Origin of the sequence: Pseudomonas sp. C1C7 (genome assembly GCF_013359595.1) — a bacterium.
Taxonomy (GTDB): Bacteria; Pseudomonadota; Gammaproteobacteria; order Pseudomonadales; family Pseudomonadaceae; genus Aquipseudomonas.
The window spans coordinates 19,237-39,725 of record NZ_JABFMP010000037.1 but is presented as its reverse complement, the minus strand read 5'-3'; the positions used below and the strand labels follow the sequence as shown (position 1 = coordinate 39,725).

Annotated in this window: 19 protein-coding genes and 1 pseudogene; 13 read left to right on the top strand and 7 right to left on the bottom strand. The window is 61.9% G+C overall.

Annotated elements, in window-relative coordinates; all coding sequences use genetic code 11:
* Positions 1 to 26: 26 nt before the first annotated feature.
* Positions 27 to 377, bottom strand: a complete 351-nt coding sequence (locus HNO86_RS24615; protein ID WP_110966221.1) for a cupin domain-containing protein — start codon at positions 375 to 377, stop codon at positions 27 to 29.
* A gap of 263 nt (positions 378 to 640) precedes the next feature.
* Here HNO86_RS24615 and kynB point away from each other — a divergent pair, with 263 nt between their 5' ends.
* Positions 641 to 1,300 (top strand): arylformamidase, encoded by a 660-nt coding sequence (gene kynB, locus HNO86_RS24610; protein WP_175379521.1) that lies wholly within the window; start codon positions 641 to 643, stop codon positions 1,298 to 1,300.
* The gene (kynA, locus tag HNO86_RS24605) at positions 1,297 to 2,151 is read left to right on the top strand and encodes a tryptophan 2,3-dioxygenase (RefSeq protein WP_175379520.1); all 855 of its coding nucleotides are present in this window, start codon (positions 1,297 to 1,299) and stop codon (positions 2,149 to 2,151) included. Before kynB ends, kynA begins: the two co-directional genes overlap by 4 nt.
* 57 nt (positions 2,152 to 2,208) lie before the next feature.
* On the opposite strand, the gene HNO86_RS24600 is transcribed toward kynA, so the two are convergent.
* Positions 2,209 to 3,612, bottom strand: coding sequence for an amino acid permease (locus HNO86_RS24600; RefSeq protein WP_175379519.1), 1,404 nt, complete (start codon positions 3,610 to 3,612; stop codon positions 2,209 to 2,211).
* Positions 3,613 to 3,759: 147 nt separating this feature from the next.
* Positions 3,760 to 4,233 carry an Lrp/AsnC family transcriptional regulator gene (locus HNO86_RS24595; RefSeq protein WP_175379518.1) on the bottom strand — a complete coding sequence of 158 codons (474 nt, stop codon included), beginning with the start codon at positions 4,231 to 4,233 and terminating at the stop codon, positions 3,760 to 3,762.
* A gap of 178 nt (positions 4,234 to 4,411) precedes the next feature.
* Between HNO86_RS24595 and kynU the strand changes: the two genes are divergently transcribed.
* Both kynU and HNO86_RS24585 read left to right on the top strand, forming a co-directional pair.
* Positions 4,412 to 5,662 carry a kynureninase gene (gene kynU, locus HNO86_RS24590; protein ID WP_175379517.1) on the top strand — a complete coding sequence of 417 codons (1,251 nt, stop codon included), beginning with the start codon at positions 4,412 to 4,414 and terminating at the stop codon, positions 5,660 to 5,662.
* 129 nt (positions 5,663 to 5,791) lie between these two features.
* Positions 5,792 to 7,231: an amino acid permease gene (locus HNO86_RS24585; protein WP_175379516.1), complete on the top strand. Its 1,440-nt coding sequence runs from the start codon at positions 5,792 to 5,794 to the stop codon at positions 7,229 to 7,231.
* Here HNO86_RS24585 and HNO86_RS24580 read toward each other — a convergent pair.
* Positions 7,172 to 8,056 (bottom strand): LysR substrate-binding domain-containing protein, encoded by an 885-nt coding sequence (locus HNO86_RS24580; RefSeq protein WP_175379515.1) that lies wholly within the window; start codon positions 8,054 to 8,056, stop codon positions 7,172 to 7,174. The two genes, HNO86_RS24585 and HNO86_RS24580, sit on opposite strands and share 60 nt — an antisense overlap.
* A gap of 207 nt (positions 8,057 to 8,263) precedes the next feature.
* On the opposite strand from HNO86_RS24580, the gene HNO86_RS24575 reads away from it, so the two are divergent.
* On the top strand, positions 8,264 to 9,028 hold the full coding sequence (locus tag HNO86_RS24575; protein WP_175379514.1) for a sulfite exporter TauE/SafE family protein: 765 nt from the start codon (positions 8,264 to 8,266) through the stop codon (positions 9,026 to 9,028).
* Here HNO86_RS24575 and HNO86_RS24570 read toward each other — a convergent pair.
* Complete coding sequence (locus HNO86_RS24570; protein ID WP_175379513.1) at positions 9,018 to 9,332, bottom strand: antibiotic biosynthesis monooxygenase; 315 nt, start codon at positions 9,330 to 9,332, stop codon at positions 9,018 to 9,020. The genes HNO86_RS24575 and HNO86_RS24570 overlap by 11 nt on opposite strands.
* Before the next feature lie 163 nt (positions 9,333 to 9,495).
* Here HNO86_RS24570 and HNO86_RS24565 point away from each other — a divergent pair, with 163 nt between their 5' ends.
* The 8 genes from HNO86_RS24565 to HNO86_RS24530 all read left to right on the top strand — a co-directional run bounded on the left by HNO86_RS24565 (position 9,496) and on the right by HNO86_RS24530 (position 18,320).
* Positions 9,496 to 10,086, top strand: a complete 591-nt coding sequence (locus HNO86_RS24565) for an NAD(P)H-dependent oxidoreductase (RefSeq protein ID WP_175379512.1) — start codon at positions 9,496 to 9,498, stop codon at positions 10,084 to 10,086.
* 86 nt (positions 10,087 to 10,172) lie between these two features.
* Positions 10,173 to 11,084: a LysR substrate-binding domain-containing protein gene (locus HNO86_RS24560; protein WP_175379511.1), complete on the top strand. Its 912-nt coding sequence runs from the start codon at positions 10,173 to 10,175 to the stop codon at positions 11,082 to 11,084.
* Positions 11,085 to 11,187: 103 nt separating this feature from the next.
* Positions 11,188 to 12,081 carry an NAD-dependent epimerase/dehydratase family protein gene (locus HNO86_RS24555; RefSeq protein ID WP_175379510.1) on the top strand — a complete coding sequence of 298 codons (894 nt, stop codon included), beginning with the start codon at positions 11,188 to 11,190 and terminating at the stop codon, positions 12,079 to 12,081.
* 205 nt (positions 12,082 to 12,286) lie between these two features.
* Positions 12,287 to 13,732, top strand: a complete 1,446-nt coding sequence (locus HNO86_RS24550; protein ID WP_175379509.1) for a SulP family inorganic anion transporter — start codon at positions 12,287 to 12,289, stop codon at positions 13,730 to 13,732.
* A gap of 259 nt (positions 13,733 to 13,991) precedes the next feature.
* The gene (locus HNO86_RS24545) at positions 13,992 to 15,341 is read left to right on the top strand and encodes a GntP family permease (protein ID WP_175379508.1); all 1,350 of its coding nucleotides are present in this window, start codon (positions 13,992 to 13,994) and stop codon (positions 15,339 to 15,341) included.
* A gap of 16 nt (positions 15,342 to 15,357) precedes the next feature.
* Positions 15,358 to 16,218, top strand: coding sequence for a MurR/RpiR family transcriptional regulator (locus HNO86_RS24540; protein WP_175379507.1), 861 nt, complete (start codon positions 15,358 to 15,360; stop codon positions 16,216 to 16,218).
* A gap of 1 nt (position 16,219) precedes the next feature.
* Entirely contained in the window at positions 16,220 to 17,677 is a 1,458-nt protein-coding gene (locus tag HNO86_RS24535; protein ID WP_175379506.1) for a D-aminoacylase, read from the top strand.
* 274 nt (positions 17,678 to 17,951) lie between these two features.
* Entirely contained in the window at positions 17,952 to 18,320 is a 369-nt protein-coding gene (locus tag HNO86_RS24530) for a glyoxalase superfamily protein (RefSeq protein ID WP_175379505.1), read from the top strand.
* A gap of 92 nt (positions 18,321 to 18,412) precedes the next feature.
* Here the strand turns inward: HNO86_RS24530 and HNO86_RS30705 are convergent, their stop codons facing one another.
* Both HNO86_RS30705 and HNO86_RS30700 read right to left on the bottom strand, forming a co-directional pair.
* A complete protein-coding gene (locus HNO86_RS30705; RefSeq protein WP_372242558.1) occupies positions 18,413 to 19,276 on the bottom strand; it encodes a methyl-accepting chemotaxis protein in 864 nt (287 codons plus the stop codon).
* Positions 19,271 to 20,197 (bottom strand): annotated as a pseudogene (locus HNO86_RS30700) (methyl-accepting chemotaxis protein); the annotation flags it as partial. The gene HNO86_RS30705 and the pseudogene HNO86_RS30700, both read right to left, overlap by 6 nt.
* Positions 20,198 to 20,489: the final 292 nt, after the last annotated feature.

Here is a 20,489-nt window from a genome sequence, read left to right as displayed (position 1 = left end):
GTAACCGGGTGTCGTTTTGCTGGGGATCAGGCGAAGACGAAATACTTGCGCACGGTTTCCACCACTTCCCAGGTGCCTTTCATGCCCGGCTCGATGACGAAGATGTCGCCGGCGCGCAGGTGAATCGGCTCTTTGCCTTCAGGGGTGATGATGCAGTAGCCCTCGCGGAAGTCGCAGTATTCCCACTTCACGTATTCCACGTACCACTTGCCCGGCGTGCAGATCCAGGTGCCCATGATCTTGTTGCCGTCTTCGCTGGTGTAGGCGTTGAGGTTGACGGTGTGCGGATCGCCTTCGAGTTTTTCCCACTTGCAGGCGTCGAGGACGGGCAGCGGATGGGTGTCGCGAAGTACGGTGATCGGTGAATTAGCGGTCATGATGACTCCGGGCCAGGCATGGATGGATAAGGTTGCAAGCGCCCATCCTGACGGGCTTGCCGGGGCCTGAGTTGTCTGTGTTCGACATTGGGCTATCCAGAAGCGCAATGACGACTTACGGGGGCTGTTGAAATTTCCTGCGGGGCATCGTCGAATTTCTCGCATTTTTTGCGACATGGAGGGCGGTTGTCGCAGATCTTTGCAAGAATCTATACAGACATCACTCGTATCATTTACCTCGGAAAATTCCGGAAAGCGCTGCAATGAAAAAAACAATGTGGGACATAAGCCCGCCCTTGAGTACCGCCACACCGACCTGGCCCGGGGATACGCCGTTTCAGGAAGAGCGCGTCTGGAGCTACGGCCCCGAATGCCCAGTGAATGTCGGGCGCATTACCCTGTCGCCCCACACTGGCGCCCACGTCGATGCGCCGCTGCACTACAGCCCTGATGGCGCCGCCATTGGCGAGGTGCCGCTGGATGTCTATATCGGGCCATGTCGCGTCCTGCATTGCCTGGACAGCGGCGCGCTGGTTCAGCCCGAACAGCTCACAGGAAAGCTGGAAAACCTGCCCGAGCGGGTTCTTTTGCGCACCTATCGTCAGGCGCCGCTGAGCACCTGGGACCCGGACTTCACGGCAATCGCCAAGGAAACCATCGAACTGCTGGCGAGCCATGGCGTGCGCCTGGTCGGCATCGACACGCCCTCGCTGGACCCGCAGCAATCGAAAACCATGGACTCGCACAACGCGGTGGCACGTCACGGCATGGCCATTCTGGAGGGCATCGTGCTGGATGAAGTCCCGGAAGGGGATTACGAGCTGATCGCTCTGCCGCTGCGTTTTGCCCATCTCGACGCCAGCCCGGTGCGGGCTATTCTGCGTCAACTGAATTCGCCTCAAACCGAGGAAGCTTGCCAATGAGCCAATGCCCTTATTCTTCTGCCACCCCTCCCGAGGGTTGGCATAACGCCGAGCTGAATTTCTCCGACTCCATGAGCTACGGCGATTATCTGGATCTGGGGCGCATCCTCACGGCCCAGCACCCCTTGTCGCCGGATCACAACGAGATGCTGTTCATCATTCAGCACCAGACGTCCGAGTTGTGGATGAAGCTGATGCTGCATGAGCTCAAGGCCGCCCGCGAACACGTGCGTTTGGGCGAGTTGCCGCCGGCGTTCAAGATGCTGGCGCGGGTCTCGCGGATCTTCGATCAACTGGTGCATGCCTGGACCGTGCTGGCGACCATGACGCCCACCGAGTACCACGCGATCCGGCCGTTTCTGGGTCAGTCCTCGGGCTTCCAGTCGTTCCAGTATCGGGAGATCGAATTCATCCTGGGCAACAAGAGCGCGACCCTGTTGCAGCCCCATGCCCATCGTCCGGAATTGCTGGCGGAGCTGGAAAAGGAAATCGCCACGCCTTCGCTGTACGACGAAGCGATTCGCCTGCTGGTCAATGCCGGCCTCGAGATCGACCCGCAGCGTTTCCAGCGTGATCCGAAGCAGCCGACGGTGCATGACAGCTCGGTCGAGGCCGCCTGGCGTGAGGTCTACACCGATCCGTCGCGTTACTGGGACCTTTATCAACTGGCGGAAAAATTCATCGATCTGGAAGACTCGTTCCGCCAGTGGCGCTTCCGGCATGTGACCACCGTTGAGCGGATCATCGGGTTCCAGCCGGGCACCGGCGGTACGGAAGGGGTGGGCTATCTGCGCAAGATGCTCGATACCGTGCTGTTCCCCGAGCTGTGGAGACTGCGTTCGACTCTCTGAGTACGGACGAAAAAAAGCCCCGGCATTCACTGAATACCGGGGCTTTTCATTGTGCGGTTACTGCGCGATTGGCAGGTCGCGGTGGGCGGCCATGCGAATGCGGTAGAACACGTAGATGATCGCGATCCAGATCGGCACGGCGATTACCGAGGCGCGGATGCCGGGGATCATCCACATCACGTAAATGATCACGGCCATGAACGCCAGGCACAGATAGTTGGTGAACGGCGACCAGAAGGCCTTGAAGCCCGGCACCACGCCGCGCTCGGCCATGGCCTTGCGGAACTTCAGGTGCGTCAGGCTGATCAGCGCCCAGTTGATCATCAGGGACGCGACCACCAGGGCGAACAGCAACTCCAGCGCTTCGTGCGGCGCCACATAGTTGACCAGCACCACCAGCATGGTGACCAGCGCCGATACGCCGAGCGCCAGCAACGGCACGCCTTGCTTGTTCAGCTTCATCAGCGACTTGGGCGCATCGCCCTGTTCAGCCAGGCCGAACAGCATGCGGCTGTTGCAGTAGACGCCGCTGTTGTAGACCGACAAGGCCGCGGTGAGCACGACGAAGTTGAGAATCTGTGCGGCGGTGTCGCTGCCGATCAGGGAGAAGATCTGTACGAAAGGACTGCCACCGTAGGCATCGCCGGACGCGCCCAGGGTTTGCAGCAGTTGGTCCCATGGGTACAGCGACAGCAGCACGGTGAGGGCGCCGACGTAGAAAATCAGCACCCGGTAAACCACCTGGTTGATGGCCTTGGGAATGACTTTGCGCGGTTCGCTGGCTTCGGCGGCGGTGATGCCGACCAGTTCCAGGCCGCCGAAGGCGAACATGATGAACGCCATTGACATCAGCAGGCCGCTGTAGCCGTTGGGGAAGAAGCCGTTGTGACTCCACAGGTTGCTCACCGAGGCCTGCGGGCCGCCTGTGCCGCTGAACAGCATGTAGCAGCCCAGGGCAATCATGCCGATGATCGCCACGACCTTGATGATTGCGAACCAGAACTCCATCTCGCCGAAGATTTTCACGTTCAGGGTGTTGATCAGGTTGACCAGCACGAAGAACACCGCGGCGCTGACCCAGGTCGGCACTTCCGGCCACCAGAACTGGATGTATTTGCCGACCGCCGTCAGCTCGGCCATGCCCACCAGCACATACAGCACCCAGTAGTTCCAGCCCGACAGAAAGCCGGCAAAGCTGCCCCAGTAATTGTGGGCAAAGTGACTGAAGGAACCGGCGACCGGCTCCTCGACGATCATCTCGCCCAACTGGCGCATGATCAGGAAGGCGATGAAACCGGCGATTGCATAGCCGAGGATCATCGATGGACCGGCGGACTTCAGTACCCCGGCAGAACCCAGGAACAACCCGGTACCAATGGCGCCACCCAATGCGATCAGTTGAATATGTCGATTCTTCAACCCCCGCTTGAGTGTGCCGGTTTGCAACATTTCGTCCGCCATCGCGTTCCCTTCTGAATTTTTGTAGTCAGGCTGTTTTTGAAAGGGCAGATATTACTCTTAGTGACCTTTTCGATACACATTTGCGGACATTGTGCGGTCATACCGATCATTCCCTGTGGCGAGGGGGCTTGTCGTTTGTTTGATCGGTTATTTGCGGATCACCAGATCCAGCAACTCCTCCCGCTCCTTGATCTTCTGCAAAACGATTTCCGAACGAATGTCGGTCACGCCCGCCGTGCGGTTGAGGTGGTTGACGATGAAATCGGAGAAGTGCTTGAGGTTGCGGGCCTGGATGCGCAGCACGTAATTGCTCGCCCCGGTGATCACGTAGGCGGTGGCCACTTCTGGCCAGGACTGGACCTTCTTGATGAAGGTCTCGTGCCAGTCTTCGACGTCCTGTCGCAACGACACGTGGACGATGGCTTCCAGTTCGATGCCCAGCTGTTCGGCATTGAGCACCGCGCGATAACCGGTGATCACGCCTTCGCTTTCCAGCAGGCGCAGGCGGCGCAGGCAGGCCGACGGCGAGAGGGCGACCTTCTCCGCCAGTTCCTGATTGCTGATACGTCCATCCTGTTGCAGTTGATGCAGGATTCGCAGGTCTGTCGCGTCGAGATTCATGATTGAAATAAATCCACGGTTATTGGCGGGTCAGTCGAATTTTCTGCGAGATAACTACGCGATGGCTGCGCACTTTGCACGAAAATTCTTCAATGCTTCGTTCATTATCTTTCCACCGATACAGGCGATTTACACTGCGCCTGGCGACTTTCACGACCTGCCCGAAACAGGACTCACCATGACAACAAGAAACGATTGCCTGGCCCTCGATGCCCAGGACGCCCTGGCGCCGTTGCGCCAACAGTTCGCGCTGCCCGAAGGCGTGATTTATCTCGATGGCAACTCCCTGGGCGCGCGGCCTGTCGCGGCGCTGGCACGGGCCCAGGCGGTGATCGCCGAAGAGTGGGGCAATGGCCTGATTCGCAGCTGGAACACCGCCGGCTGGCGCGATCTGAGCGAGCGCCTGGGCAACCGCCTGGCCGGCCTGATCGGCGCCGGTGACGGCGAAGTGGTGATCACCGATACCACCTCGGTCAACCTGTTCAAGGTGCTCAGCGCCGCATTGCGCGTGCAGGCAAGCCGTTCACCGACACGCCGGGTGATCGTCACCGAGAGCAGCAACTTCCCCACCGACCTGTACATCGCCGAAGGCCTGGCCGAGATGCTGCAGCAGGGCTACAGCCTGCGTCTGGTGGACAGCCCCGAAGAGCTGCCGCGGGCGATCGACCAGGACACGGCAGTGGTGATGCTCACTCACGTCAACTACAAGACCGGCTACATGCACGACATGCAGGCCCTGACCGAACTGGCCCACGAGTGCGGCGCGCTGACCATCTGGGACCTGGCGCACTCCGCTGGCGCAGTGCCGGTGGACCTGCATCGGGCGGGCGCCGACTACGCCATTGGCTGCACCTACAAATACCTCAATGGCGGCCCCGGCTCCCAGGCGTTCGTCTGGGTCTCGCCGCCATTGTGCGATCTGGTGCCGCAGCCGCTGTCCGGCTGGTTCGGCCATTCGCGGCAGTTCGCCATGGAGTCCCGTTACGAGCCGAGCCAGGGCATCGCCCGTTATCTGTGCGGCACCCAGCCGATCACGTCACTGGCGATGGTCGAGTGCGGCCTGGATGTCTTCGCCCAGACCGACATCGCCAGCCTGCGCCGTAAATCCCTGGCCCTGACCGACCTGTTCATCGAGCTGGTCGAGCAACGCTGCGCCGGCCATGAGCTGACCCTGGTCACGCCGCGCGAGCATGCGAAGCGCGGCAGCCACGTCAGCTTCGAACACCCCGAAGGCTACGCGGTGATCCAGGCCCTGATCGCCCGTGGCGTGATCGGTGACTACCGCGAGCCGCGGATCATGCGCTTTGGCTTCACTCCGTTGTACACGAGCTTCACCGAGGTCTGGGACGCGGTGCAGGTCCTCGGCGAAATTCTCGATCAGAAAACCTGGGCGCAAGCGCAGTTCCAGGTTCGCCACAGCGTCACCTGATGGATCATGCGTACGTACCGCCGGGGTTATTCCCGGCGGCATTCGTTTGTGCGCTGATCGGTCCCGCTGTTCATCGGTAAAAAACAACAACGTGCCCTTCAAGAAAGACAAAATCCAAAGGCCATAGAAATGACCGAAAACTCTGGTTTTGAAACGATATCCAACCGTGAAAACGGCTTGCGGCGCCAGCTGACGTCGGGGCAGATGAGCATGATCGCCATCGGCGGCGCGATCGGCACTGGGCTGTTCATGGGCAGCGCCTACGCCATCGGTTATGCAGGGCCGAGTGTGCTGGTCAGCTACGCCATTGGCGCGATCATCACCCTGCTGCTGATGGGTTGCCTGGCGGAAATGACCGTGGCCCATTCGACCTCCGGCTCGTTCGGCGCCTATGCCGAGTTTTATATCAGCCCGCTGGCGGGTTTCCTGGTGCGCTATGCCTACTGGGCGGCCATCGTGCTGGCGGTCGGCACCGAGGTGACGGCGGTGGCGATGTACATGAAGTACTGGTTCGCCAACGTGCCGGAGTGGGTGTGGATCCTGTCGTTCTCCAGTGTGCTGATCGTGCTCAACGCCATCAGCGTGAAGACCTTCGGCACCTTCGAGTACTGGTTCTCGACCATCAAGATCGGCGCCATCGTCGGCTTCATCATTCTGGCGGTGTACCTGGTGTTCGGCTCCGCCAACCCCGAGTACGGCGTTCACAACTACACCGCCCATGGCGGGTTTTTCCCCAATGGCGTGCAGGGCATGTGGATCGCCGTGATCGTGTCGATCTTCAGCTACCTGAGCGTGGAGATGATCGCGGTGGCGGCCGGTGAAGCCAAGGACCCGGAACAGGCGGTGAAGAAAGCCTTTCGCGGGACCATCGTGCGGCTGGTGGTGTTCTACCTGCTGACCCTGGCGCTGATGCTGGCGATCGTACCGTGGGACCGCTCCGGCCAGACCCAGAGCCCGTTCGTCACGGTGATGCAGGCGATTGGAATTCCCGGTGCGACCGGGGTGATGAACTTCGTGATCCTGATTGCGGCGCTGTCGGCGATGAACAGCCAGTTGTACATCACCACGCGCATGATGTTCAGCCTGTCCCGTGGCGGCTACGCGCCCAAGGCCATGGGCAAGTTGAGCCCGTCGGGGATTCCGTTGAACGCATTGTTGCTATCCAGTTCGGGCATCGCTTTGGCGACCCTGCTCAACATCTTGTATCCGGAAAGTTCGTTCACCCTGATGATGGCGATTTCCATGTTCGGCGCCATCTTCACCTGGTTCATGATCTTCCTGACGCACTACTGCTTCCGGCGTTATCACCAGCGCCACGGCGAACGCAAACTGTCGTTCCGCATGCGCCTGTTTCCCTACACCACCTGGCTGGGTCTGCTGCTGATGGGGGCGGTGATGATCACCACTTATTTCACCGCCGACTTCAAGATGACCCTGGTGTTCGGCGTGCCGTTTCTGCTGTTGCTCAGCTGTGTTTACGGCCTGTTTTTCCGCAAGGGCAAACCGGTTTCAGTCGGCGCGCAGGGCGTCGAGCAGGGTTCGGGCGTAGCCGGGCAGGCCGGTGAATGAACGGGCGCACAGCAGCAGTTTGCGCTGTGCCCAGGGTTCTTCAAGGATGAAGCTTTTCAGCGCCTGGTCGGCTGTATATCGCTGCAGGGCGGCGGCCGGCACGATGCCCACGCCGGCGCCGTGAGCGACCATGCGCATCACACCGTCGAAGCCTTCGGCGCGGATGCGGATCTGCAGGCGGGAGCCGGCGTGCAAGGCCTGTTCTTCGAGGTACACCGCCAGGGCGCTGTCGGCGGCCAGCCCGACGTAGTCGTGGCGCAGGGTATCGCTGAAGCGCGGTGTCGTGTTCCCGGCCAACGGATGGTCGGGGGGCATGATCAGGGCCAGCGGATCGTCACGGAAGGGCAGGATTTGCAGTTCGTGGGTGTCGACGGCATCGGAGACGATGCCCAGATCCGCCGCACCCTGGCGCAGGGCGTGGACGATGCGCAGGCTGGGCATTTCCTGCAGGTCGATGTCGAGGTTCGGATGACGGCAGAGGAAGTCCGCCAACAGTTCCGGCAGGTGTTCGGCGATTGCCGTGGTGTTGCAGAGCAGGCGGACCTGACCTTTGACGCCCTTGGCATATTCGGCGAGGTCCTGCTGCATGCGCTCGGCCTGTTGCAGCAGCAGGCGAGCGTGCTGTGCCAGGGCCTTTCCAGCCGGTGTCGGCGTGACTCCACGGCGGCCGCGTTCGAGGAAATCCACGCCCAATGAAGATTCCATCGCCCGGATTCTTGCGCTGGCGGCTGCCAGGGACAGATGACTGCGCGCGGCGCCGGCGGTGATGTTGCCGGTGTCGAGGATGTGCAGGTAGAGGCGCAGGTCGGTGAGGTCGAAGTGCATGGGGGGCCTTGGGAGGTGTGGTGTCTGTCAGGGCCTCTTCGCGGGCAAGCCTCGCTCCTACAAAGAGATCGAGGTGCCCTGTAGGAGCGAGGCTTGCCCGCGAAGGCGTCGGTAGCCATCGCAAAAAATCCAGCCTCTTGCCAGGCAAGAGGCACCCTCAGTATATGGCAGATTTTCAACCACCCGCGCCAGGCGCAGGATAGCGCCATGAATACTCTCGCCGCGTTCTACCAAAACCTCGGTCTGGCCTTGTCTGTGCTGGTCATTGCCACCTTCCTGCTCGCCGGCACCATCAAGGGTGTGATCGGCCTTGGTCTGCCGACCATCTCCATGGGCCTGCTCGGTCTGGCTATGGCGCCGTCGCAGGCTGCGGCGCTGTTGATCATTCCGGCCACGCTGACCAATGTCTGGCAACTGGCGTTCGGCGGTCATCTGCGGGGGCTGATCAGGCGGCTGTGGCCGATGCTGCTGGCGATCTTCATTGGCACCGGCGCGGGCACGCTGTGGATCGGCATGGTCGGTGGGCATTGGGTGGTGCGCGGTCTGGGGGCGGCGTTGTTGCTCTATGCGCTCAGTGGGCTGTTTTTGCCGACCTTGCGCGTCGGCGAACAGAGCGAGGGCTGGCTCGGTCCGTTGTGCGGGCTGATCACCGGTGTCATCACCTCGGCCACCGGCGTGTTCGTGATTCCGGCGGTGCCTTATCTGCAAGCGCTGGGCCTGAGCAAGGACGAACTGGTGCAGGCGCTGGGGCTGTCGTTCACCGTCTCGACCCTGGCCCTGGCCGCCGGGCTGTCATGGCGCGGCGCCCTGGGCGGGGGCGAGTTGAGCGCCTCGCTGCTGGCGCTGATCCCGGCGGTGCTCGGCATGTGGCTGGGGCAGTGGCTGCGTCAGCGGATCAGCGCGGTGTTGTTCAAGCGGGTGTTCTTCATTGGCCTGGGGTTGCTCGGCGGCCATCTGTTGATCAGCGGCTAGCGGAAGACGAACTGATCATCTCGATGGCGCGAATCTCGAAGTCCCGTTCCAGGTACTCGTCGCGCTGAGCCAGAAACTGCTTCATGTGCGGCAGGTTCGAATGCACGTCCAGGTGGGCCTGGGATTGCCAGATCTCGTAGAAGATAAACAGGGTCGGGTCCTGCTTGTCGCGCAGCATGTGGTACTCGATGCAGCCGGGTTCGGCGCGACTCGCTTCCACGTAACCGCTGAAAAACGCTTCGAAGGCGTCGGATTTTTCCGGGCGGGTCTTGGCGTGCAGGATGAAGCCTTGCATTTCACTCACTGAAAACTCTCCTCAAGTCAGAATCGGCGCCATTCTAAGGCAACAATCTCCTGCTGATTCTTGCGTTTGAGTCAAATGAGTTTTGCGAAAACGCCGCTTTTTTCGCGCGAGGCGCATCGGTAAGGTGCCGCTCCTCAAATTTCCAAACCCCTCCGAGTTCCTGATGAAAAAAGTCCTGTTGCTCAACGGCGGCAAACAATTCGCCCACTCCGACGGCCGCTACAACGCCACCCTGCACGACGCCGCGCTGGCCGTGCTGGACCGGGGTGGCCTGGACGTCAAAACCACCTTCATCGACGGCGGCTACGACATCGCCGAAGAAGTGGCCAAGTTCCTCTGGGCCGACGTGATCATTTACCAGATGCCCGGCTGGTGGATGGGCGCGCCGTGGACCGTGAAAAAGTACATCGACGAAGTCTTCACCGAAGGCCACGGCAGCCTCTATGCCAGTGACGGCCGCACCCGCGCCGACTCGTCGCAGAAGTACGGCAGCGGCGGCCTGATCCAGGGCAAGCAGTACATGCTGTCGCTGACCTGGAACGCACCGCAGCAGGCCTTCGACGATCCGACCGATTTCTTCGAAGGCAAGGGTGTGGACGCGGTGTACTTCCCGTTCCACAAGGCCAACGAATTCCTGGGCATGACCGGCCTGCCGACCTTCCTGGCGGTGGACGTGATGAAGCGTCCGGACATCGAAGGGCATGTGGCGCAGTACGAGCGGCATCTGGCTGAGGTGTTTGGCCTCAAGGCGTGATGCTCGACTACTATCGAAAGTCAGAGCTGTAGCATCTGGGCCAAGGTTCAGCGCATTGGCCCTCGGACTATCGACAAGGAACACACGTGAAAGCCAGATCCGATGAATTGCAGATCTTCGTCTGCGTGATTGAATGCGGATCGATTTCCGCGGCGGCCGAGCAGGTCGGGCAGACGCCGTCGGCGGTGAGCCGCACCTTGTCGCGGCTCGAGGCCAAGCTCGACACCACCCTGATCAACCGCACGACAAGACGCATGGACCTGACCGAGGAGGGCAAGTACTTCTTCGAGCACGCCAAGCTGATTCTCGACCAGATGGACGAACTCGAAGAGCGCCTGTCATCGCGTCAGCAGATGCCGTCCGGACGCCTGCGGATCAACGCCGCATCACCCTTCATGCTGCACGCCATCGTGCCCTACATCGATGAGTTCCGCCGTCTCTACCCGCAGATCCAGCTTGAACTCAACAGCAACGACCTGATCATCGACCTGCTCGAACAAAGCACCGACATCGCCATCCGCATCGGCACCCTGGCCGACTCGACCCTGCACGCGCGCTCACTCGGTTGCAGCCCGATTCACATTGTCGCCAGCCCTGCTTATCTGCAGAGGCACGGCACGCCGACGGCCGTCGCCGACCTGTCCGGTCATAGCCTGCTGGGCTTCACCCAGAACGAAGGCCTCAACCAGTGGCCGTTGCGCCACGTGCATGGCGATCGCTGGCCGATCGACGCCGCGCTCAGCGCCTCCAGCGGCGAGACCATTCGCCATCTGGCGCTGGAAGGGCAGGGCATTGCCAGCCTGTCGCACTACATGACCATCGAGGACATTCGTGCCGGGCGCTTGAAAGTGCTGCTGGCCGAGTTCAACAGCGGCTACCGCCAGCCGATCAACGCGGTGTACTACCGCAACTCGCAACTGGCCTTGCGCATTCAATGTTTCCTCGACTTCATCCAGGGCAAGCTGGCGCTCTATGCCAGCTCGGACTTCAAGGACTGATTCGTGATCCCTGCGCAAGAGTGAATTGGGTCAGCGGGGATTTTTCCTCGCCGACCGCTGCCCGATACTCCTTGCATCACTTATCAACGCAGGGAGTTTCTCCATGAACGTATTCGTTACCGGCGCTGCCGGCTTCATCGGCGGTTCCATCGCCACGGGCCTGATCCAGGCGGGCCACAGCGTTACCGGTCTGGTACGCAATGCCGAGCAGGCCGATGAACTCAAGGCACTGGGCATCACTCCGGTGATCGGCACCCTGGATAACCGCGCATTGCTGGCCGAGCAAGCCCGTGCCGCCGACGCGGTGATCAACGCCGCCAGCAGCGACCATCGCGGCGCGGTGGAGGCCTTGCTCGATGCCCTGCGCGGCACGAACAAAGTGTTTCTGCACACCAGCGGTTCGAGCATCGTCGGCGATGCCTCGGGCGGCAAATCCAGCGACGTCATCTACTTCGAAGACAACCTGCCGGAACCGACCGTGGACAAGGCCGCCCGGGTGGCCATCGACAACCTGATCCTGGCGGCGGCGAAGGACGGCGTGAACTCGGCGGTCATCTGTAACACCCTGATCTACGGCCACAGCCTGGGCGTCAATCGCGACAGTGTGCAGTTGCCGCGACTGCTGAAACAGGCGCGCAAAAGCGGCGTGGTGCGCCATGTCGGGACCGGGCAGAACATCTGGTCCAACGTGCATATCGAGGATGTGGTGTCGCTGTATCTGCTGGCGCTGACCAAAAATGTGCCGGGCACTTTCTACTTTGTGGAAAGCGGCGAGGCGTCGTTCGTTGAGATGACTACGGCCATGGCCAAGGCGCTGAACCTGGGTGAACCGCAGGACTGGCCGCTCAAGGACGCGGAGGCCGAGTGGGGGTATGAAATGGCCAACTATGGCCTGGGTTCCAATAGCCGGGTGCGTGGCAAGCATGCCCGGGAACTGTTGGGTTGGGTGCCCAAGCGGACTTCGGTGGTGGAGTGGATTCGTAACGAGATGGTGTGAGTTCGCTTTAGACCGCGTCATCGTTCATCGCGGGCAAGCCCGCTGCCACAGGAATTGAGTCGTTCACAAAATCAACGAACGACTCGGACCTTGTGGGAGCGGGCTTGCCCGCGATGGCGTCCTCAAAATCGCCATAACTGGCCGGGTGGCCCTCAAATCCGTAACATCCGCACATTCTTTTCGCGACTCCTGCATGCGGTCCCCCATGAAACCAAAAAATCTGCGCGCCGATATCCTGGCCGGCCTCACCACGTCTTTTGCCTTACTGCCCGAATGCATCGCCTTTGCGCTGGTGGCTCATCTCAATCCGTTGATGGGCCTGTATGGCGCGTTCTTCATCTGTACGCTGACCGCGCTGTTCGGCGGGCGGCCGGGCATGGTGTCGGGAGCTGCGGGGTCGATGGCGGTGGTGATCGTCGCGCTGGTGGTGCAGCACGGGGTGCAGTATTTGCTGGCCACGGTGTTGCTGGGCGGGTTGATCATGATGGCGTTCGGTCTGCTCAGGCTCGGCAAGCTGGTGCGCATGGTGCCGCACCCGGTGATGCTCGGGTTCGTCAACGGCCTGGCGATCATCATTGCCCTGGCACAGCTGGAGCACTTCAAGGACGGTGAGGCCTGGCTGAGCGGTGCGCCGCTGTACATGATGATCGGGCTGGTCGCGGTGACGATGGCGATCGTCTACGTGTTGCCGCGCCTGACCCGCACGGTGCCGCCGGCGCTGGTGGCGATTCTCGGCGTGGGGCTGGCGGTGTACCTGCTCGGCCTGCCGACCCGCACCCTCGGCGACATGGCGCACATCGCCGGCGGCCTGCCGACCTTCGCCTTGCCGGACATTGCGTGGAACCTCGACACCCTGCGCATCATCGCCCCCTACGCGATCCTGATGGCGCTGGTGGGCCTGCTGGAAACCCTGCTGACCCTGAACCTCACCGACGAAATCACCGAGAGCCGCGGCTACCCGGACCGCGAGTGCGTGGCGCTGGGCGCGGCGAACGTGGTGTCCGGTGCGTTCGGCGGCATGGGCGGTTGCGCGATGATCGGCCAGACCGTGATCAACCTCAGTTCCGGCGGCCGTGGTCGCCTGTCCGGGGTGGTCGCCGGGGTGGCGATCCTGCTGTTCATCCTGTTCCTGTCGCCGCTGATCGAGCGCATTCCGCTGGCGGCGCTGGTGGGGGTGATGTTCGTGGTGTCGCAGCAGACCTTCGCCTGGGCCTCGCTGCGGGTGGTGAACAAGGTGCCGCTCAACGATGTGCTGGTGATTGTCGCGGTGACGGTGATCACGGTATTTACCGATCTGGCCACGGCGGTGCTGTGCGGGATCATCATTGCTGCGCTGAACTTTGCCTGGCAGCAGGCCCGCGAACTGTACGCCGACAGCCATGTGGAAGCCGACGGCAGCAAGCTGTACCTGATGCACGGCACGCTGTTCTTCGCCTCGACCACGCCTTTCCTCAACCAGTTCGATCCGGCCAACGACCCGGCGGTGGTGACCATCGACTGCCGCCACCTGAGCTTCGTCGACTACTCGGCCATCGCCGCCCTCAAGACCTTGCGCGAGCGTTATGCCAAGGCCGGGAAACATCTGCGGGTGCTCCATTTGTCCGAGCGGTGCAAGAAGCTGCTCAAGCGCGCGCATGTCAGTCACGACTGATCAGTAAAAAAGATCGCAGCCTTCGGCAGCTCCTACATTGGAATGCGTTCCCCTGCAGGAGCTGCCGAAGGCTGCGATCTTTTGATCTTCAACATGAAAATCAGCCTGTGCGATTTTCATTAATCGCGACAAGACATATCCAAAAACGACACTCCGTACCTCTGCACGAAAATTACTTTCACCTCGTTTGAGTTTCACGCTTCGAAATGTTTTAAGAGTTTCACAAAACTTTCGACGTGACCCTCTCGAGGAGTACCGCATGACCCTGTCCTTCGGCTATTGGCTGCTGGTGTATGCCGCCGTTGCCATCATCGCCCTGATCGTTCTGATCGCTCGCTACCGGCTCAATCCGTTCATCGTGATCACCCTGATTTCCCTAGGCCTGGCGCTGGTCGCCGGGATGCCGCCGTCCGGTGTGGTGGGGGCGTATGAGGCGGGGGTCGGCAAGACGTTGGGGCACATCGCGCTGGTGGTGGCGCTGGGCACGATGCTCGGCAAGATGATGGCCGAGTCCGGGGGCGCCGAGCAGGTGGCGCGGACCTTGATCGACCGTTTCGGCGAGAAGAACGCCCATTGGGCGATGGTCTGCATCGCGTTCCTGGTGGGGTTGCCGCTGTTCTTCGAAGTCGGTTTCGTATTGTTGGTGCCGATTGCGTTCACCGTGGCGCGGCGGGTTGGCGTGTCGATCCTGATGGTCGGTTTGCCGATGGTCGCCGGTCTTTCGGTAGTGCATGCGCTGGTGCCGCCGCACCCGGCGGCGATGCTTGCGGTGCAGGTCTATCAGGCCTCCGTGGGCCAGACCTTGCTCTACGCGATTGCCATCGGCATTCCCACGGCGATCATCGCCGGTCCCCTGTACGCCAAGTTCATCGTGCCGCGCATCCAGTTGCCGGCGGAAAACCCGCTGGAGCGCCAGTTCCTCGAGCGCGAACCTCGTGACAGCCTGCCGGGTTTCGGTATCACCATGGCGACCATTCTGCTGCCGGTGGTGCTGATGCTGATCGGCGGCTGGGCCAACCTGATCTCCACGCCGGGTACCGGTTTCAACCAGTTCCTGCTGTTTATCGGCAACTCGGTGATCGCGCTGTTGCTGGCGACGCTACTGAGCTTCTGGACCCTCGGCATCGCCCAAGGCTTCAACCGCGAATCGATCCTCAAGTTCACCAACGAATGCCTGGCGCCGACCGCCAGCATTACCCTGCTGGTAGGTGCCGGTGGCGGCCTGAACCGGATCCTGGTGGACGCCGGCGTCACCGACCAGATCGTCGGCCTGGCCCACGAATTCCATCTGTCGCCGCTGTTGATGGGGTGGCTGTTCGCCGCGCTGATGCGCATCGCCACTGGCTCCGCGACCGTGGCCATGACCACAGCCTCCGGCGTTGTCGCGCCGGTGGCCATCGGCCTGGGCTATCCGCATCCGGAATTGCTGGTGCTGGCCACCGGTGCAGGCTCGGTGATCTTCTCCCACGTCAACGACGGCGGCTTCTGGTTGATCAAGGAATACTTCAACATGACGGTGGCCCAGACGTTTAAAACCTGGACCGTGCTTGAGACCCTGATTTCGCTCGTCGCCTTCGGCCTGACCGTCGGCCTTTCCTACCTGATCTAGCCGGAGCCCAGTTGCCATGGACATCCTTTACCAGATTCGCGCCCGCCAGGATTCTTTCAGCGCCGGTGAAGGACGCATCGCCCGCCTGATGCTCGACGACGTCGGGTTCGCCGCCTCCGCCAGCCTCGACGAGCTGGCGCAGCGGGCGGAAGTCAGCACCGCCACCTTGTCGCGTTTCGCCCGCAGCGTGGGTTGTCGTGACTTGCGTGACCTGCGCCTGCAACTGGCCCAGGCCAGCGGCGTTGGCAGCCGTTTTCTGGATCCGGCGGGCACGCCTGAGCAATCGGCGTTCTATGGACAGATCGTCGGCGATATCGAGTCGACCCTGCGCCAGCACCTGTCGGGCTTCGATGAGTCGAGGTTTGCCGACGCGGTGAAACTGCTGGGCAAGGCGCGGATGATTCACGCCTTCGGCATGGGCGGCTGCTCGACCCTGTGCAGCGACGAATTGCAGGTGCGGCTGGTGCGCCTCGGTTACCCGGTTTCGGTGTGCCACGACGCGGTGATGATGCGCGTCACCGCCGCCAGCCTCAGCGCCGAACAGGTGGTGATTGTCTGCTCACTGACCGGCATCACCCCGGAGCTGGTGGAAACCGTGGAGCTTGCGCGCAACTACGGCGCGCGAATCCTGGCCATCACCCGCGAGGACTCGCCGCTGGCGCAACTGGCGGACATCGTGCTGCCGCTGCAAAGCGCCGAAACCTCCTTCATCTATAAACCGACAGCGGCGCGCTACGGCATGCTGCTGGCCATCGATGTGCTTGCCACCGAGCTGGCACTGGCTAATCCTCAAGACAATCAAGAGCGTCTGCGGCGGATCAAACTGGCCCTGGACGATTACCGCGGCGGCGACGATCACTTGCCGCTGGGAGACTGACATGCTGTACGACACGCTGATTCGCAACGCCCTGATCATCGACGGCGGCAACCGCCCCGGTTACCCTGCCGACGTGGCCATTCTCAACGGCCGCATCGAACGCATCGGCGACCTGCGCGAGGCCAGCGCCACCGAGGAAATCGACGCCCAGGGCCATGTGCTGGCGCCGGGTTTCATCGACGTGCACACCCACGACGACACGGTAGTGATCCGCCAGCCGCAGATGCTGCCCAAGCTCAGCCAGGGCGTGACCACGGTGATCGTCGGCAACTGCGGGATCAGCGCCTCGCCCGTGAGCCTGCGCGGCGATCCGCCGGACCCGATGAACCTGCTGGGCAGCGCCGCGGCGTTTGTCTATCCAACCTTCCGGGATTACCGCGCGGCGGTCGAAGCGGCCAATACCACGCTGAACGTGGCCGCATTGGTCGGCCATACCGCGTTGCGCAGCAACCATCTGGATGACCTGTTCCGCACCGCCACGGCCGATGAAATCGCCGGTATGCGTGAGCAATTGCGCGAGAGCCTGGAGGCCGGTGCGCTGGGCCTGTCCACGGGGCTGGCCTACGCTAGCGCGTTCTCGGCCTCCACCGAGGAAGTCATGCAACTGACCGAAGAACTCACGGCCTTCGGCGCGGTGTACACCACCCACTTGCGCAGCGAATTCGAACCGGTGCTGGAGGCCATGGATGAGGCGTACCAGATTGGCCGCCACGCGAAATCCCCGGTGATCATTTCCCACCTCAAGTGTGCCGGCGCCGGTAACTGGGGGCGCAGCCCGCAACTGCTGGCGTCGCTGGAACAGGCGGCGAAAACCCATCCGGTGGGCTGCGACTGTTATCCCTATGCGGCCAGCTCGTCGACCCTGGACCTCAAGCAGGTCACCGATGCCCATCGCATCACCATCACCTGGTCCACGCCGCATCCGGAAATGGGCGGTCGCGACCTGATGGATATCGCCGCCGAGTGGAACCTGTCGCTGCTCGATGCGGCCCGCCAGCTGCAACCGGCTGGCGCGGTGTACTACGGCATGGACGAAAACGACGTGCGCCGGATCCTCGCCCACCCGCTGTCGATGGTCGGCTCCGATGGCCTGCCGGAAGACCCGTTTCCGCACCCACGCCTGTGGGGCGCCTTCCCGCGGGTACTCGGCCATTTCAGCCGCGACGTAGGCCTGTTCCCGCTGCACACCGCCGTGCACAAGATGACCGGCCTGTCGGCGGCGCGATTCGGCCTGAAGGAACGCGGTGAGATTCGTGAAGGGCATTGGGCGGATCTGGTGTTGTTCGACCCGGCGACCATTCGCGATGTGGCGGATTTCAACGATCCGCAGCGGGCGGCCGAAGGCATCGAAGGGGTGTGGGTAAACGGCGTATTGAGCTATCGCGACGGCCAGGCCAATGGCCGCAGGGAAGGGCGCTTTCTGGCGCGACAGGGCGACCTGCGCGAAGGATTTCACTAAAGGTCAACGCGTCCATGTAGCAGCTGGCGAAGCCTGCGTCCGGCTGCGAAGCAGTCGCGAAATCAGGCGACGCGGTGCTTCAGGTAGACCTCGCGCGCAGGTTTTACGACTGCTTCGCAGCCGGACGCAGGCTTCGCCAGCTGCTACAGGGGGCATGCGTACCTTGGTGTTTCGGGGTGATGGCAGATTGAGATTAAAGAATGCCATCCGTAAGCCGATCCGCTGACGTAAAGCCCATCTACACTGCGGGCTACCTCTGTCTGGGAGCAACTTGATGAGCTTCGGCAAAACCACCCCGATCCTGCGGATCTTCGACGAAACCAAAGCGGTTGAGTTCTATGTCGATTTCCTTGGATTCAAGATCGACTGGCAGCACCGTTTCGAAGCCAATTTCCCGCTGTACCTGCAAGTCTCCCGTGGCGACTGTGTGTTGCACCTGTCCGAACACCACGGCGACGCGACACCGGGCTCGGCGCTGCGCATCGAGACCGATGAACTGGAAGCCTTCCAGCAGCAATTGCTGGCCAAGGAATACAAGTTCGCCCATCCACAGATCCAGGCCATGCCGTGGGGCAGCCAGGACATGACCGTTCATGATCCGTTTGGTAATCGGTTGGTGTTTACCAATGCCATCTGTGTCTGAGGTTTAGATCGCTTTCGCGGGCAAGCCTCGCTCCTACGGGTACGCAAATTCCTGTAGGAGCGAGGCTTGCCCGCGAACCGGTGGACCTGACATCAGACCCGGAAGTGGCTGACCATCGTCTGCAACTGATTCCCCAACCGCGCCAGCTCGACACTCGACGCCGCCGTCTCATCACTGGCCGCTGCTGTCTGTTCCGATACATCCCGCACATTGATGATGCTGCGGCTGATCTCCTCGGCCACCGCGCTCTGCTGCTCGGCCGCCGCGGCAATCTGCTGGTTCATCGACTGAATGTTCGACACCGTGCGGGTGATGTTGTCCAGTGACTCGCCGGCCTTGCGGGTCAGGGCCACGCTGCTGTCGGTGAGTACGCGGCTGTTGTTCATCACCGCCGACACCTGTTGCGTGCCGTTCTGCAGTCCGGCCACCAGGCCTTCGATTTCTTCGGTGGATTTCTGCGTGCGCTGGGCCAGGCCACGGACTTCATCGGCCACCACCGCAAAACCACGACCGGCTTCACCGGCACGGGCCGCTTCGATGGCGGCGTTGAGCGCCAGCAGGTTGGTCTGTTCGGCCACGGCCTTGATCACGTCCATGACGCTGCCGATCTTGTCACTTTCCTGTTGCAGCACGCTCATGGCTTCGGTGGAACGCACCACTTCGCTGGCCAGGCGCTCGATCTGGGCGATGGCTTCGTTGACCACCTTGTCGCCTTCACGGGCTTCGCCATCCGCCGCCGCAGCCGCTTGCGAGGCCTGTTCGGCGTTGCGCGCGACTTCCTGAACCGTGGCGGTCATCTCGTGCATGGCGGTGGCGACCTGATCGGTCTCGACCTTCTGGCTGTTGACCCCGGCGCTGGTCTGCTCGGTCACCGCCGACAATTCTTCGGCGGCGCTGGCGATCTGGGTCACGCCGTCGCGGATGCCGCTGATCAGGTCGCGCAGTGTCACGCCCATGCGCGCGATGCCTTGCTGCAACACACCGAGTTCGTCGCGGCGGGTCACCTTGATGTCGTGGGACAGGTCGCCGCTGGCGATGCGATCGACCACCACCAGGGTTTCACGCAGGGGACCGGTGATCTGCCGGGTGATGACCACGGCGGCAATGATGCCCACCAGCAATGCCAGCAGGGTGCTGATCAGCTGCATGGTCTGTGCGCGTGCGCTTTCGGCGTCGCGACGGTCGAGCTGGATCTGATACAGCTGCTCGCTCAGGGAGACGATGGCGGCGCCTTCGTCAGTCATTTCCTTGCGCGCCTGTACCACCTCGCTGTCAGCGGCCTTGTAGGACTGCAGGGCGCTGCGGTAGTTGCCCAGGGCGGTTTCCAGCTGGCGCAGGGCGTCTGGCTGGACATCGGCGAAATGCACGTTCAGGGATTTCACGCTGGCGATGGCCAGGTCCAGTTGCTCGATGGCTTTGCGCTCGGTCTCGGCGTTGGTGGTGGCGGTGTAGCCGCGCACTTCATAACGCGCCAGCACGAAGGCTTCCCGGGCGGCGGTGATGGCCTGGAACTGCTCGAAGCGTTGATCGCTCTGCGGCAGCTTCTGCACGTGGCTGTTGATGTCGTTGATCAGGCCGTTGGCGGCCTCTGCGTTGGTGAGCATCACATCCCGTGCGCCGTTGGCCGCGCGATAGGCACCGCGCATCTTGGCCAGGGACGTTTTGTAGTCGTCGATGACCTTGCCTTGCTCCTTGAGCAACTTGATGTTTTCCGGGCTCTTGAACTTGGTCAGGACGGCCTGGTGTTGAGCGGAAAACCCTTCAAGGGTGTTCTGAACATTCTGCGCGATGGTTTCATCGCCGTTGGCCAGCATGTACTGCAGGCGCACCACGCGCAGCTTGGTCAGGCCGGCGTTGAGCTGGGTGATGTCGCTCATCCAGTTGCTGCGGTCGATTAGGCTGCCCAGGCTGGTCCAGCCCGTCAGGGCGAGGATGCAGGTCAAGGCCAGGACCAGGCCGAATCCCAGGCCCAGTTTCAGGTTCACGCTGATGTTGCCGAACCAGCTATTCATCAAAATTCCTCCAGGAACGTAGTGCTTCTCGATCGTCGGTTGGCTGGAAGATTGTTGTTTTTAGGTGCCAGCAAGGTGTGTAGCAGGCCTGTATCGGCCGCAATCGCGAGAGCTGAAAGGATTTTGTGATGGCGATTTTGTAACAGGGGATTTGTGC

Bases quoted from the DNA above. Each gene is read 5' to 3' on its own strand.
- HNO86_RS24580 (WP_175379515.1), bottom strand. From the start codon at position 8,056: ATGCACTTCGACCTCACCGACCTGCGCCTCTACCTGCACATCCTCGAC.
- HNO86_RS24545 (WP_175379508.1), top strand. From the start codon at position 13,992: ATGACCCTGTCCTTCGGCTATTGGCTGCTGGTGTATGCCGCCGTTGCC.
- HNO86_RS24555 (WP_175379510.1), top strand. From the start codon at position 11,188: ATGAACGTATTCGTTACCGGCGCTGCCGGCTTCATCGGCGGTTCCATC.
- HNO86_RS24530 (WP_175379505.1), top strand. From the start codon at position 17,952: ATGAGCTTCGGCAAAACCACCCCGATCCTGCGGATCTTCGACGAAACC.
- HNO86_RS24575 (WP_175379514.1), top strand. From the start codon at position 8,264: ATGAATACTCTCGCCGCGTTCTACCAAAACCTCGGTCTGGCCTTGTCT.
- HNO86_RS24595 (WP_175379518.1), bottom strand. From the start codon at position 4,233: ATGAATCTCGACGCGACAGACCTGCGAATCCTGCATCAACTGCAACAG.
- HNO86_RS24600 (WP_175379519.1), bottom strand. From the start codon at position 3,612: ATGGCGGACGAAATGTTGCAAACCGGCACACTCAAGCGGGGGTTGAAG.
- HNO86_RS24540 (WP_175379507.1), top strand. From the start codon at position 15,358: ATGGACATCCTTTACCAGATTCGCGCCCGCCAGGATTCTTTCAGCGCC.
- HNO86_RS24565 (WP_175379512.1), top strand. From the start codon at position 9,496: ATGAAAAAAGTCCTGTTGCTCAACGGCGGCAAACAATTCGCCCACTCC.
- kynB (WP_175379521.1), top strand. From the start codon at position 641: ATGAAAAAAACAATGTGGGACATAAGCCCGCCCTTGAGTACCGCCACA.
- HNO86_RS24550 (WP_175379509.1), top strand. From the start codon at position 12,287: ATGAAACCAAAAAATCTGCGCGCCGATATCCTGGCCGGCCTCACCACG.
- HNO86_RS24615 (WP_110966221.1), bottom strand. From the start codon at position 377: ATGACCGCTAATTCACCGATCACCGTACTTCGCGACACCCATCCGCTG.
- HNO86_RS24535 (WP_175379506.1), top strand. From the start codon at position 16,220: ATGCTGTACGACACGCTGATTCGCAACGCCCTGATCATCGACGGCGGC.
- HNO86_RS30705 (WP_372242558.1), bottom strand. From the start codon at position 19,276: ATGGGCGTGACACTGCGCGACCTGATCAGCGGCATCCGCGACGGCGTG.
- kynA (WP_175379520.1), top strand. From the start codon at position 1,297: ATGAGCCAATGCCCTTATTCTTCTGCCACCCCTCCCGAGGGTTGGCAT.
- kynU (WP_175379517.1), top strand. From the start codon at position 4,412: ATGACAACAAGAAACGATTGCCTGGCCCTCGATGCCCAGGACGCCCTG.
- HNO86_RS24585 (WP_175379516.1), top strand. From the start codon at position 5,792: ATGACCGAAAACTCTGGTTTTGAAACGATATCCAACCGTGAAAACGGC.